16 protein-coding genes and 1 pseudogene are annotated in these 13114 nt (G+C 63.5%); 10 read left to right on the top strand and 7 right to left on the bottom strand.

From position 1 onward, the window contains the following. Position 1 precedes the first annotated feature (1 nt). The 5 genes from ACSHSS_RS05700 (at position 2) to ACSHSS_RS05680 (ending at position 2742) form a co-directional block, all read left to right on the top strand. A complete protein-coding gene (locus ACSHSS_RS05700) occupies positions 2-409 on the top strand; it encodes a phage tail assembly chaperone (protein ID WP_244104609.1) in 408 nt (135 codons plus the stop codon). A gap of 37 nt (positions 410-446) precedes the next feature. Continuing rightward, positions 447-1622 carry a phage tail sheath protein gene (locus ACSHSS_RS05695; RefSeq protein ID WP_200021683.1) on the top strand — a complete coding sequence of 392 codons (1176 nt, stop codon included), beginning with the start codon at positions 447-449 and terminating at the stop codon, positions 1620-1622. A gap of 37 nt (positions 1623-1659) precedes the next feature. Continuing rightward, positions 1660-2169 (top strand): phage major tail tube protein, encoded by a 510-nt coding sequence (locus ACSHSS_RS05690; RefSeq protein ID WP_006413685.1) that lies wholly within the window; start codon positions 1660-1662, stop codon positions 2167-2169. A 118-nt stretch (positions 2170-2287) separates the two neighbouring features. Continuing rightward, a complete protein-coding gene (locus tag ACSHSS_RS05685) occupies positions 2288-2620 on the top strand; it encodes a phage tail assembly protein (RefSeq protein ID WP_175666802.1) in 333 nt (110 codons plus the stop codon). Between the two features lie 8 nt (positions 2621-2628). Then, positions 2629-2742 carry a GpE family phage tail protein gene (locus ACSHSS_RS05680; protein WP_006413677.1) on the top strand — a complete coding sequence of 38 codons (114 nt, stop codon included), beginning with the start codon at positions 2629-2631 and terminating at the stop codon, positions 2740-2742. A 161-nt stretch (positions 2743-2903) separates the two neighbouring features. Here the strand turns inward: ACSHSS_RS05680 and ACSHSS_RS05675 are convergent, their stop codons facing one another. Together ACSHSS_RS05675 and ACSHSS_RS05670 are read right to left on the bottom strand one after the other, a co-directional pair. Beyond that, complete coding sequence (locus tag ACSHSS_RS05675) at positions 2904-3158, bottom strand: hypothetical protein (RefSeq protein ID WP_244136216.1); 255 nt, start codon at positions 3156-3158, stop codon at positions 2904-2906. Positions 3159-3167: 9 nt separating this feature from the next. Then, positions 3168-3434 carry a hypothetical protein gene (locus ACSHSS_RS05670; RefSeq protein ID WP_445544677.1) on the bottom strand — a complete coding sequence of 89 codons (267 nt, stop codon included), beginning with the start codon at positions 3432-3434 and terminating at the stop codon, positions 3168-3170. A gap of 33 nt (positions 3435-3467) precedes the next feature. Between ACSHSS_RS05670 and ACSHSS_RS05665 the strand changes: the two genes are divergently transcribed. The 3 genes and pseudogenes from ACSHSS_RS05665 to ACSHSS_RS05655 all read left to right on the top strand — a co-directional run bounded on the left by ACSHSS_RS05665 (position 3468) and on the right by ACSHSS_RS05655 (position 7194). Then, positions 3468-5402 (top strand): hypothetical protein, encoded by a 1935-nt coding sequence (locus ACSHSS_RS05665; RefSeq protein ID WP_445544676.1) that lies wholly within the window; start codon positions 3468-3470, stop codon positions 5400-5402. Between the two features lie 20 nt (positions 5403-5422). Continuing rightward, a pseudogene (locus ACSHSS_RS05660) lies at positions 5423-5809 on the top strand (phage tail protein); the annotation flags it as partial. A gap of 320 nt (positions 5810-6129) precedes the next feature. Continuing rightward, positions 6130-7194, top strand: a complete 1065-nt coding sequence (locus ACSHSS_RS05655) for a phage late control D family protein (protein WP_200021685.1) — start codon at positions 6130-6132, stop codon at positions 7192-7194. Here the strand turns inward: ACSHSS_RS05655 and ACSHSS_RS05650 are convergent. The 3 genes from ACSHSS_RS05650 to ACSHSS_RS05640 form a co-directional block, all read right to left on the bottom strand. After that, on the bottom strand, positions 7175-7528 hold the full coding sequence (locus ACSHSS_RS05650) for a hypothetical protein (RefSeq protein ID WP_164675974.1): 354 nt from the start codon (positions 7526-7528) through the stop codon (positions 7175-7177). The genes ACSHSS_RS05655 and ACSHSS_RS05650 overlap by 20 nt on opposite strands. Before the next feature lie 124 nt (positions 7529-7652). Further along, on the bottom strand, positions 7653-8012 hold the full coding sequence (locus ACSHSS_RS05645) for a hypothetical protein (protein WP_060182862.1): 360 nt from the start codon (positions 8010-8012) through the stop codon (positions 7653-7655). A gap of 51 nt (positions 8013-8063) precedes the next feature. Beyond that, positions 8064-8621 carry an IS21 family transposase gene (locus ACSHSS_RS05640; protein ID WP_105807039.1) on the bottom strand — a complete coding sequence of 186 codons (558 nt, stop codon included), beginning with the start codon at positions 8619-8621 and terminating at the stop codon, positions 8064-8066. Positions 8622-9105: 484 nt separating this feature from the next. On the opposite strand from ACSHSS_RS05640, the gene ACSHSS_RS05635 reads away from it, so the two are divergent. Both ACSHSS_RS05635 and ACSHSS_RS05630 read left to right on the top strand, forming a co-directional pair. Further along, positions 9106-10080 carry a DUF72 domain-containing protein gene (locus ACSHSS_RS05635; protein ID WP_261534841.1) on the top strand — a complete coding sequence of 325 codons (975 nt, stop codon included), beginning with the start codon at positions 9106-9108 and terminating at the stop codon, positions 10078-10080. Further along, positions 10077-10247, top strand: a complete 171-nt coding sequence (locus ACSHSS_RS05630; protein ID WP_006397039.1) for a hypothetical protein — start codon at positions 10077-10079, stop codon at positions 10245-10247. The genes ACSHSS_RS05635 and ACSHSS_RS05630 overlap by 4 nt, the downstream gene beginning before the upstream one ends. Before the next feature lie 66 nt (positions 10248-10313). Here ACSHSS_RS05630 and ACSHSS_RS05625 read toward each other — a convergent pair whose 3' ends face one another. Both ACSHSS_RS05625 and xylG read right to left on the bottom strand, forming a co-directional pair. Continuing rightward, positions 10314-11531, bottom strand: coding sequence for a sugar ABC transporter permease (locus ACSHSS_RS05625; protein WP_006397038.1), 1218 nt, complete (start codon positions 11529-11531; stop codon positions 10314-10316). After that, on the bottom strand, positions 11528-13087 hold the full coding sequence (gene xylG, locus ACSHSS_RS05620; protein ID WP_006413650.1) for a D-xylose ABC transporter ATP-binding protein: 1560 nt from the start codon (positions 13085-13087) through the stop codon (positions 11528-11530). The genes ACSHSS_RS05625 and xylG overlap by 4 nt, the downstream gene beginning before the upstream one ends. Positions 13088-13114 lie beyond the last annotated feature (27 nt).

The raw sequence follows: 13114 nt of genomic DNA, 5'->3' as shown, positions 1-13114 counted from the left end.
AGTGATCACAGCCTTCTACGACAGCGTGGATAGCCCACCTCCGAGCGGCGCTAAGGTGGTTCGCATATCGGAGGAGGTGTGGACGACACTGCTAGCGGCGCAGTCCCGCGGTAAACGACTCGTCGTCGACGAGAGCGGCAACGCCGTAGCTGGCGATCCGTTGCCGCTAACCCGCGCGCAGGTAGCCGATCTCAAGCGCGCGCAGCGCGACGCGGCATTGAAAGCGACTGACTGGCTCGTCTCGCGGCATCAGGACGAGAAACTGATCGGTGACGGGACTACGTTGACGGCAAGTCAATTTGAGGCGCTGGTCAAGTACCGTCAGGCGTTGCGAGATATTGCCAACGCTGATCGGTGGCCTGATGTTGCGCTACCGGCGGCGCCGGATTTCCTGACTCCGATCGCCTGATCGGGTCATTCTCGTTATTAACTTTGGAGTCTGTCACATGGCGCTGGATAGCTATCACCACGGCGTTTCGCTCGTCGAGATCAATCAGGGTTCGCGGCCGATCCGCTCCATCTCGACGGCGATCATCGGTCTCGTTTGCACGGCCGACGACGCCGACGCAGAGGCGTTTCCGCTCGATACGCCGGTCCTCATCACGAACGTCATCGCGGCGATTGGCAAGGCAGGAAAGAAAGGCACGCTTCGCAAGGCACTGACCGCCATCGGTGCGCAGACCAAACCGATGAGCGTCATCGTACGCGTGGCCGAAGGCGCCGACGAAGCGGAGACCACGTCGAATGTCATCGGCACGGTCACGGCGGAAGGCAAGTACACCGGCTTGAAAGCGTTGCTGACGGCGCAAGCCAAGCTCGGCGTGAAGCCCCGCATCGTCGGCGCACCGTTCCTCGACACGCAACCTGTCGCGAACGCGCTGGTGACTACGGCCAAATCGCTGAAGGGTTTCGCGTATGCGTACGCTGCTGGCGCGAAAACGAAGGAAGAGGCGGCCGCGTACCGCCGCCAGTTCGCGGCACGCGAGCTCATGATTTTGTGGCCGAATTTTCTTGCATGGGACGACACGGCCAATGCGACCGTCGAAATGCCCGCCGTCGCCTACGCGATGGGCATGCGCGCGAAGATCGACAACGATATCGGCTGGCACAAGACGCTGTCGAACGTCGCCGTGAACGGTGTCACCGGCATCAGCGCCGACGTGTCGTGGGATTTGCAGGATCCGTCGACGGATGCGGGCTATCTGAACGAACAGGACGTGACGACGCTCATCAATCAAGACGGCTATCGCTTCTGGGGTTCGCGCACGTGCTCCGACGATCCGCTGTTCGCGTTCGAGAACTACACGCGCACCGCGCAGGTGGTCGGCGATTCGATCGCGCTCGCGCAGATGGTCAATGTCGACGGGCCGCTCAATCCGTCGTTGCCGCGCGACATTATCGAGAGCATCAACGGGAAATTCCGCCAGTGGGTATCGCTCGGCTACCTGATTGGCGGGGGCGCATGGTTCGATCCGGAGCCGAACACGACCGACGTGCTCAAGTCCGGGCAGGCGTACATCGATTACGACTACACGCCCGTCCCGCCGCTCGAAAACCTCACGCTGCGCCAGCGCATCACCGACCGTTACCTCGCCGATTTCGCGGCGAAGGTCAACGCCTGATCGTCGGGCGTAACCGGACACACAGGAGCATACGAAAATGGCATTGCCGAGCAAACTCAAGGGATTCAACCTGTTCCACAACGGCGAAAACTTCGTCGGAAAGATCGCGGAAGTGACCCTTCCGAAGCTCACGCGAAAGATGGAGGATTGGCAGGGCGGCGGCATGAGCGGCCCGATCAAGGTCGACTTCGGCAACGAAGGTATCCAGATGGAGTGGACGGCCGGCGGCTTCCTCAAAAGCGTGTTGCAGCAATACGGCATCACGCAACACGACGGCGTGCTGCTGCGTTTCGCGGGCGGCTACCAGGCCGAAGATTCTGCCTCGTATGACGCGGTCGAAATCGTCGTCAAGGGTCGGCACATGGAAATCGACCCCGGCACCGCGAAGGCAAAGGAGGATACCGCGTTCAAGGTGACGACCGTCGCGAGCTACTACAAGGTGAGCGTGAACGGCGAAGACATTATCGAAATCGACTTCGTGAACATGATCGAGAAGATCAACGGAAACGACCTACTCGCCGCGCTACGCGCCGCGATCGGTCTCTGATCAGAAGCAACTCGAGTTCGCCGGCTCGGCGGCGCCGACGGCGATCCAACCCACCATCAGGAATCGCACCATGAAATCGAACACGAAACAGAACGAAGCAACCATCATCGACGTCGAAATGACGGAGACCGACGAGCGCAATTCCACGAATGCGCCGGATCCGAACACCTACGAGCTCGATACGCCGATCGTTCGCGGCTCGCAGACGATCACGTCGGTGACGCTGCGCAAGCCGAACGCCGGCGAACTCCGCGGTGTGTCACTGTCCGATCTGGTCAATCTCGACGTGGCGGCACTGTCGAAGGTGCTCCCGCGCATCAGCACTCCGACGCTGACCGACCGTGACGTCTTCAATCTCGATCCGGCTGATCTGGTGCAACTGGGGGGCATCTTCTCGGGTTTTTTGATGACGAAGGCGGTCAAGCAGAAAATGGAATCCCTGACCGCGTAGAAGACCCGATGGCCGATATCGCGACGGTGTTCGGCTGGCCGCCGTCGACGATGGACGCGTTCAGCCTCGCCGAACTGATGGACTGGCGCGAGCGCGCGCGCGTCCGCTACGAAAGCAAGTGACGATGGACAACGCCCTGAAACTTCGCGTCGTGTTCGACATGATCGACAACATGACAAAGCCCCTGAAAAACGCGCTGGCCGGGAGCAAGGGGCTTGCCAGTTCGCTGAAGGAAACGCGGCGCGAGCTGGCCGAAATGGGCAAGACGCAGAAGGCGATCGCGTCATTTCGCGAACTGCACGGCGGGCTGGCGTCGACGACGACGCAGCTCGACGCCGCCCGTGCACGAGTGAAGGAATTGGCGGGATCGCTGCGTACCTTCGGGCCGCCGTCGCAACAGATGATCGCCGAGCTCGCGAAAGCACGGCAGGTGGCATCGCAGCTGCGCGCGGAACAGAAGCAGCAGTCCAACACGTTGCAGGAGCTGCGCACGCGCCTCGCCGGCGCTGGCATCGACACGCGCAATCTGTCGCAGCACGAGCGCGAGTTACGCGCGAACATCGCAGCGACGAACTCGACGATGAACGACCAGATGCGCCGCCTCGACGCGTTCAATGAACGTGAGCGACGCGTCGCAACTGCGCGCAAGAGTATGGAGCGGATTCAGGGGGTCGGCGCCAACATGGCGATGACCGGTTACGCGGCGAAGGCAACCGGCATGCACCTGTTCGGCGACCTGCGCGAGACGATCGACGAGTCCAAAAAGGCCGAATCGGAAGAAATGCGGATCCGCGCGCTCGGCCTCGGCGATCACGCAAGCGAGGACGCGAAGAAGTACGCGCGCGCGATGAACGTCTACGGCGTGTCGACCACCGACAACCTGACGATGATGCGCGACGCGCTCACGATTTTCGCAGACGAGCACCACGCGCAGATGGTGATGCCGACACTCGCGAAAATGAAGTTCGCCAATGAGGCGATGTTCGGTGCGGAGGATGCGCACGCGAACGAAGAGAAGTTCATGAACATGTTGAAGGTCATTGAGCTGCGCGGCGGCACGAAAGACGAAGCGACGTTCAAAGACGAAGCGAACATGGTGCAAAAAGTGCTCACGGCGACCGGCGGCCGTGTCGGCGGCGACGAGTGGCGAAACTTCATCCAGACCGGCGGTGTCGCTGCGAAGCAGCTACGCAAGGATGCCTTCTACTACCAGATGGAGCCGCTCATTCAGGAGATGGGCGGTCACGCAGTCGGCACGGGCCTCATGTCTGCGTACAGCAACGTGTACCAAGGCAAGACGACTGTACGAGCCGCCAAGCAGATGATGGCGCTCGGGCTGCTCGATCCGAAAAAGGTCGAGTACAACAAAATCGGCATGATCAAGCAGATCAAGCCGGGCGCGCTGAAGGGTGGCGACATGCTGAAGGCGTCGCCGCTCGAATGGCTCGAAAAGGTGCTGTTGCCGAAGATGGCTGCGAAGGGGATCACCGACCCGGACAAGGTCAAAGACATGATCTCGACGATCTTCACGAATCGGACCGCTGCCAATCTGTTCTCGACGATGTACATGCAGCGCGAGCAAATCCATAAGAACGAGAGATTGAACGCCGGCGCGGATGGTATCGAAGAGGGGAACCGGAAGGGCCAGCAGATGACGCAGGGCAGGGAGATTGAGGCTCTGGCGAAACTGCACGATCTGAAGCTGGCCATCGGCGAGAAGGTCTCGCCGATCTACAACGCGGGATTGCAGGCGACAGCGGCCGCGACGTCGAAGGTGATCGCGCTGATGCAAAAGCACAGCACGGCCGCGAAGATCATCCTGACGGCGCTCGCCGCGCTCGCTGCGATTCTCGTGGTTTGCGGTACGTTGACGATCGCGCTGGCCGGTGTGCTCGGGCCGCTCGCCGTGCTGCGCTTCAGCATGACGACGCTCGGCATGCAAGGCAGCATTCTCGCGCGCGTGCTCGGGCTCGGCGCGAGCGCGTTCCGCATGCTCGGCTCCGCGATCATGTTCGTCGGCCGCGCGATGCTGATGAATCCGATCGGGCTCGCAATCACGGCTATCGCCGTCGGGGCTTACCTGATCTATCAGTATTGGGAGCCGATCAAGGGCTTCTTCGGCGGTCTGTGGGATCAGGTGCGCGGCGCGTTCGCCGGCGGCATCGGTTCGGTCGCCGCGTTGATCGTCAATTGGTCGCCGCTCGGTCTGTTCTATCAGGCATTGGCGGGCGTCCTGTCGTGGTTCGGCATCGACATTCCGGCGAAATTTTCGGAGTTCGGAGCGAACATCGTTTCGGGCCTCGTGAACGGCATCACCAGCGGGCTCGGCGGCGTTCGCGACGCGATTGTGAACGTCGCCAGTTCCACCGTTGGCTGGTTCAAAGAAAAGCTTGGCATCCACAGCCCGAGCCGCGTATTTGGCGAGCTGGGCGGCTTCATTAGCCAAGGCGCAGCGCTCGGCATGGAAGCGGAGCAGGGCCGCATCGCAAAAGCCGCGGTAGGGCTCGCGACGGTCGCGGTAACGGCGTTCGGTGGTCAGGGAGCGGCCGCGACCCCGTTGTATGTTCGGCCGACGTTGCCGATCGACAATCGCCCGCCGCTTGCGGCTACAACGGCGCCGGCGCCCGCAAACCAATCTGCCGGTGGGTTTGCATCGATCGTGATCAATATCTACCCCGCTGCGGGCGCAGACCCGGCAGCCATCGCGCAGGCGGTGCGCGCAGAGCTCGATCGGCGCGAGCGTTCGAAGCAGGCGCGCATCGGCGCACGCCTGTCAGACTGAGCAGCAATGGAGTAACGCGCATGATGATGTCACTCGACAGTTTCGTTTTCAGCCTGCAGTCGGCCCCATACAAGGAATTGCAGCGGCAGCGCAACTGGAAACACCGCACGAGCTCACGCGTCGGCGCGCGCGATGCGAGTCAGTACACGGGCATTGGCGACGATACGATCACGCTCAACGGCATGGTCGCGCCCGACAACGGCATCGGTACGGCCGCGTCGCTTGACGATCTGGCGAAGATGGCGGACGAAGGCGATGCGTATGTGCTGGTCGACGGCGCGGGCCGGGTGTACGGCGCATACGTTATCGAGAGCCTGAATGAAACGGCCAGCTATCACACGCCCGAAGGGATCGCGCGAAAAATCGAGTTCAATCTGACGTTGAAGCGCGTCGCCGACGAAACACTCGCGTCGACGCAGGGCGATGGAAGCGAGAGCGAGAGCGCGGCAAAGGAGCTGATGAGCAACCTGCGGGAAGTCGGGAAGGTGGCGACCACCGTCGTCGATAACGTGAAGAACCTGTCGGTTAATTCGCTGAAGTCCGCGGCGATCGGTTTTGCTGCGAGCATGGCGCCGCAAGCCGCTACCGCCGCGCTCAAGGGCTTGTCGTCCGCGAGCGGCATGGACCTCGACGCAGCCGTAAAGGCCGCGAAGCAGGTTTCGGCCGGCAATGGCGATGCGATCAGCAGCGTCGTCGCGTTTGTTCTCGACAAGGCGTCAGGTGCGGCATGAGCGAACAGTCGTCGCCGGCGGCCCGCCGGCAGCCGCAGGCCGATTACCGTATCGTGCTGAAGGGCCGCGATATCTCGCGCATGTTCGCTCCGAACCTTGTCAGTCTGACGCTTACCGAATCGCGTTCGGAACAGCCGGACATGCTGGATATCGTGCTGGACGATTCGAAGGGTACGTTCGCGATACCGAAGCGTGGCGACGATGTCAGACTGTCGATCGGCTGGCGAGGTCAGCCGCTGACCGATAAGGGCACCTTCACGGTCGACGAAATCGAACACAGCGGAACACCCGACATTCTGACAATTCGGGCGAAGTCGGCGTCGATGACCAACGCCATGCACGAGCGCCGCGAAAAGAGCTGGCACGGTGTGACGATCGCCGATATCGTCAATGCGATCGCGAGCCGGCATTCGCTGAAAGCCAAGGTCGAGGCGGTCATCGGAAAGATTCTGATCGCGCACATCGACCAGACGCACGAAAGCGATATGTCGTTTCTCACGCGGCTTGCGAAGCGATACGACGCCGTGATGAACGTCAAGGATATGAATTTGCTGTTCATGCCGATCGGCTCGGGCAAGACGGTCAGCGGTAAAGCGCTCACGGTGCTGAATCTCACGCGCGCGAGCGGCGACCGCCATCGCTACCACGTCGCCGAGCGCGAGAGTTATCAGGCCGTGCGCGCGCACTACCATTCGAACACGAAGGGCAAGCGCAAGTCGGTCGTCGTAGGTGGCGAAAACAACAAGAACGTGAAGGTGCTGCCCGAGGACTACGCGACCGAAGCCGAAGCGCGAGCGGCCGCACAGGCAGAACTCGCGCGCGTGAAGCGCAGTCAGGCGACCATGTCGTACGAGCTCGCGATTGGCCGCGCCGAGCTGTTTCCGGAAATGCCTGTGACCGTGGCGGGTTTCAAACCGGAAATCGACGAAACGCCGTGGCTCGTGAAGCAGGTCACGCATACGATCGCTGACGGCGGCTTCACGTCAGCGCTCGAACTGGAAGTACGCGATGATCCGACGACGGACCGACACCGGTCGCACTTCAGAAAAAGTGGCCGGTAGTATGCCGGCCTGATCGCGTGTTCGTTGGAAGTACGGAGTATTCGCGGCCGGCGGCTCGCGCTTCGTTGTATGCGCTGACTGCCATATGCGCCAGCGTCGCGGAACTCGGAAACACGACCGGTTTCCCTGCGTCATCGTTCCAACCGAACTCCGTGTTCCAAAAGGGGGAAAAACAACTGGTCGCCGGCATTCCGATTCCGCGTGGATCGAAGTACAGGCGGGTGCGCGCGATCGCGTAATACTCGGCATCGTAGCGTCGCCTGCCGGCGTCGAACTCCATGATCGCCGCTCGCTCGTTGAAAAACTCCCACACATCCTCGTCGTCGCGTTTCACGGTAGATCATCGATACTGTACGGATATACAGTATTCGGATGCGGCAGGGTCGTGTCAACTGTCGCCGGCGGATGGCGATCCGGTGGTACGAAAAAGCCCGCTGGTGCGGGCTTTCGGGGACAGACTACTTGACCGCTTCGCGGGCCGTCCAATATTCCTCGGTCTCGCCGTCGCGTCGGATTTTGACCGTGCCGCCGAGGATTTTCACGTCGGATAGGTGGACGGTTTGGCCGGTACGGAAGAGGGTGCAACTGCCGGCGTTGATCGCCGCGACAGCGGCTTTCTTGAACGCAGCGGTGTCGCCCGAGATAGAGTACGACATGATCTTGCCGAATCGATCCTCGGTATCGCATCCGAGCCACGGTCCGTCCTTGATCTGGTGAACGCCCGGACGCGAATCCGCCGAAGCGGTTTGTGCGACGAGCGCAGAGAAGCAGGCGACGAAAATCACGCCGCGAGCGCGGCGTACCCCGGAACCCTTCATTTCTGGTCCTTTTTCGTGTTGTGGAAATGAAAGCGTGAGCGTAGCACAACGTTACGGCCCGCTTTCTTTGCGCAGATACGCGGGCGGTCCGATAGCCGCCCATAGCGGACCGTTGCGCCACATACGTGGGAGCTCCAGCGCTAAGGTGCGCCACTTCGCGAGCACGGCAGCAAACGATCCGTCGCGCTTCGCCCGTCGAATCTTGTCGGCGACGTTCCAGCCCCGAACGTAGTGCGCGAAGCTACGTTGGCTTGACAGGTAGTGGGACGCATGAACGCCGACCCATGCCAGCATTTCATCCGGCGACACGTCTGGCGATGCCGGGTCCGGCTCAATATTCGCGACGACGGTCACGGCCGCGGTCGGCTCGCCGGTGGACGCGGTGTTGCCGGCCACCGGCGCCGACACGCCGGACGCGGCGCAAGCTTCGCGCGCACGTAGGCGTAGGAGCTCGATTCGGTGCCACGGGATCGGCGAACGGCCGGCGAGATAGTTGCGAATGGTACGGGTACAGCAGCGTAGGATTTCGGCCGTGCGGGCGATGGACAGGCCGTCGGTTAGCGCGAGAAAATCGGAGAGCGTGCCGTGACGAGGCGCGGCGACATTCATGGCAATTGCAGGGAGCGAAACTATGAAAGGATTTGTAATTGTGTTTACAAATAGTTACTTTCAACCTGACAGCATTACCAGTCTTTCGTTAGCTTCTTTGATTTGACATAAGGTTAATTATCAGCGGGAACGGTGTGCGGCTAAATTGAAATGTCGCAGCTGGACCTCGGCAAGCTGCCGGTTGCCAGTCAGATCGGCCGGCGATGCATCGAACAGCGCTGGCGCCATCGAACATGGGGAATTTGGACCTGAAGTCTGGCCGCGCGCCGAATGGCTGGAACTGACGACGCGGCAACTTCGCCGGCTCGTCGCGTGGGCTACGTAAGCACCGGCCACGAGCCCTGTGCCGTGTGGGCGCTCGAAGCCCGCATCGCGACGCGCGACCTAATGCAAGCGCACTCGGTGCCCGCCTCGCGTGACGCTCCAGGAACGCCTCTTGCTCACCGAATCCCGATCGAGACCCCATCGACATTCGAACATCGACGTGAAAAAGACATCAGGCGTGATCCGGATCGGCATTTCAGGCTGGCGCTACGCGGGATGGCGCGGCACGTTCTACCCGCAAGGACTGAAGCAGGCAGCGGAGCTGCGCTACGCGTCGAGCCTGATGCAGACGATCGAAATCAACGGAACGCATTACAGCCTGCAATCGCTGGACAGCTGGCAGCACTGGTACGCACAGACACCGCCGGGATTCACGTTCAGCGTAAAAGGCGCCCGCTACCTGACGCATCTCCTGCGCTTTCGCGACGAAGCGGCGACGGTCGGCGCCGCCAACTTCTTCGCACAGGGCGTGCTCGCGCTGAAGGACAAACTCGGCCCGATCCTGTGGCAGTTCCCGCCCTCCCTGCGCTTCGACGCGGAGCACATCGAGCGCTTCCTGACACTGCTGCCGCACGATACCGAAGCGGCGCTCGCGTTCGCCGAACGGCATGACGCGCGCGTGAAGACGCCCTACCTCACGATCGACCGCAAGCGCCGCCTGCGTCACGCAATCGAGGTGCGCCACGAGAGCTTCATGGATCCGGCGTTCGTGAAGCTGCTGCGCCGCCACAAGGTCGCACTCGTCGTGTCGGATTCGACCGAGCCATGGCCGCAGTTCGAGGATCTGAGCGCGGATTTCGTCTATATGCGCCTACACGGCACCGAAACGAAATATTCGGGCGAATACTCGGATCCCGCGCTCGACCGCTGGGCGAACCGAATCGATGCATGGAGCCGCGGCACGCAGCCTGCCGACGCACGGCTCGCCGCGCCGGAACTGCAACCGCCGCGCGCGCAGACGCGCGACGTGTACTGCTATTTCGACAACGATGCGAAAACGCACGCACCGTTCGACGCGCAGCGGCTGATGGAGCGCCTCGGCCTGCATGCACACGCGCCGGCGACGGCCGACGACAGCGCCGCAGCGGCCGCCGCCGAACACGATGAACCCGAACCGCAAGGAGAAAAACGATGACTCTGCTTATCTACCTGGTCGGATGGATCATTTTCATCGGCGGCGTCGCATGGGGATTGATGACGCTGCATGTGTCACAGCACATCATCGAGATCGTCGCCGTCATCCTGTTCGGCATCGCCGTGATCACCGGCGCGACGCGCGCGCGCAACCGCGACCGGTCGTAGCGCGATGCGTGCGTGCGCACGACCGCTCCGCGCACGCACGCCTGATCGTTCGCGGCCGCCCGCGCCTCAGCGCCGGTTCGACCGCGACACGACGTCGATCCACACCGCGAGCACCAGCACAGCGCCCTTGACGATCATCTGCCAGTACGCGTCGACGTCGAGCATCGACATCCCGTTGTCGAGACTCGCCATCACGAGCGCGCCGATCAGCGCGCCGTACACGGTGCCCGACCCGCCGCGCATCGACGTGCCGCCGATGAAGCAGGCGGCGATCGCGTCGAGTTCGCCCATCGTGCCGGCGGACGGCGATCCTGCAGCGAGCCGCGCGGTGTTCACGATCCCCGCGAACGCGCACATCAGCCCCATCAGCGCGAAAATCGCGAGCTTCACGCGGTCGGTGTCGACGCCGGACAGCCGCGTCGCCTCGAGATTCGATCCGACCGCATAGATGCGCCGGCCGAACACGGTCTGCGTCGCGATCCACGAGAACACGCCGAGCAGCGCGAGCAGCAGCAGGACCGGCACCGGAATACCGCCGTAACGGTCGAGCGTCGCGACGAACGCGAACAGCACGGCACCCGCGCCGACGACCTTCGCGGCGTCCTGCCACACCGGCGCGACCGCGAGTCGGTAGCGGCGCCGCGTGCCGCGCTGACGCACGACGAGCAGCGCGACGAGCGCGAACAGCAGCAGCGCGAGGCCGTCGCCGACGGCGCGCGGCAGATAGCCCTGCCCGATGAACACGAAGCCGTCCGACACCGGCGCGATGGTCGAACCGCCGGTCACACCGAGCAGCACACCGCGAAACGCGAGCATCCCGCCGAGCCCGACGATGAACGACGGCACGCGTCGATACGTCGACCACCAGCCGTTGAACAACCCGATCAGCACGCCGAGCGCGAGCACGGCGGGCACGGTCGCGGCCACGGGCCAATGGCGGTTCACGTCGAGAATCGCCGCGACGCCGCCGAGCAGCCCGAGCAGCGAACCGACCGACAGGTCGATCTCGCCCGCGATGATGACGAACACCATGCCGCACGCGAGCATCCCGGTGATCGACATCTGCCGCAGCAGGTTCGACACGTTGCGCGGCGTGACGAACGCGCCGTCGGTCAGCACCGAGAAGAACAGCCAGATCGCGGCGACCGCGAACAGCAGCGCGAGCACCTTGTAGCGGACGAAGATCTGCCGCAGCGGCCGGCCCGCGCCGCGGCGCGCGTCGGCACCCGGCGCACCGCCCGGCGCGCCGGCGGAAGACGAAGAGGAAGACAGTTCGGTATTCATGTCGCACTCGTTGCGGTGGGTTCGGTCGGGCGCCGGCCGGCTTTCAGCGCGGCGCCGAGAATCTGTTCCTGCGTCAGGCCGTCGTTGACGAAATCGCCACGCAGCTCGCCCTCGCCGATCACGAGCACGCGATCGGCAAGCCCGAGCACTTCGGGCAGCTCCGACGACACGACGATCAGCGCGACGCCGCGCTTCGCGAGCGCGAAGATCAGCCGGTAGATCTCCGCTTTCGCTCCGACGTCGACGCCGCGCGTCGGCTCGTCGAGAATCAGCACCTGCGGGTCGGCGAGCAGCATGCGCGCCAGCACGGCCTTCTGCTGATTGCCGCCCGACAAACTCGCGATCGGCAGGAACGGATGCGCGGCACGCACGGAGAGCCGCTGCATCTCGGTGCGGATCGCGTCGAGTTCGGCGGCCGCGTCGATCCGCCCGCGCGCCGCGAAACGCCGCAGCACCGACAGCGTGATGTTGTGGCCGACGCCGAGCTGCGGAACGATGCCGTGCCGCTTGCGGTCCTCCGGCACCATCGCGATGCCCGCGCGGATCGCATCGCCCGGCGCACGGATCGCGAGCGGCCGGCCATTCATCCGCACGTCGGCCGTGCACGCGCCCGGATAGGCGCCGAAGATCGCCTGCATCAGCTCGGTGCGCCCGGCGCCGACGAGCCCCGCGACACCGAGAATCTCGCCGCGCCGCACGCTGAACGACACGTCGTCGACACGCTTGCGCCGCGGGTTCGTCACGTCGTAGCAGGTCACGTTGCGCACGTCGAGCACGACATCGCCGATCTCGTGCGGCTCGCGCGGATACAGGTTGCGGATCTCGCGGCCGACCATCATCGAGATGATCCGGTCGGTCGTCAGCCCGCGCATCGGCTCGGTCGCGACGTGGCGACCGTCGCGGATCACGGTGACCGTGTCGCAGACGGCCTCGACCTCGTCGAGCTTGTGCGAGATGTACACGCATGCGACGCCGCGCCGTTTGAGGTCGCGGACGATATCGAGCAGGATGCGCGTCTCCGCCGCGCTCAGCGACGACGACGGCTCGTCGAGAATCAGCAGCTTCGCGCGCTTGTTCAGCGCCTTGGCGATCTCGATCAGCTGCTGATGGCCGCCGCCATAGTTCATCACGGGCTGCGCGACGTTGATCGCGTCGATCCGCAATTCGCGCAGCAGCGCCTCGGCGCGCCGCACCATCTCGGCATAGTGCATGCGTCCGCCGGGCAGCGTGATCTCGTTGCCGAGGAAGATGTTCTCGGCCACCGACAGTTCGGGCACGAGCATCAGCTCCTGGTGAATGATCACGATGCCCGCGCGCTCGGTGTCGCGCACGCCGGATGCGACGAGCGGCGCACCTTCCCAGCGGATCTCGCCATCCCATGTGCCGTGCGGATAGACGCCCGACAGCACCTTCATCAGCGTCGATTTGCCCGCGCCGTTCTCGCCGCACAGCCCGACGCATTCGCCGGGCCGCACGGTCAGGTCGATTCCGTCGAGCGCCTTCACGCCGTCGAAATCCTTGACGATGCCGCGCATCGTCAGCAAGGGTTCGGTCATACGTTCGTGCCTCGCAGTGTGCGCGCG

The sequence above is a fragment of the Burkholderia sp. BC1 genome (assembly GCF_052683555.1).
The sequence above is the reverse complement of the archived record's forward strand: the minus strand, read 5'-3'. Positions and strand labels throughout refer to the sequence as shown.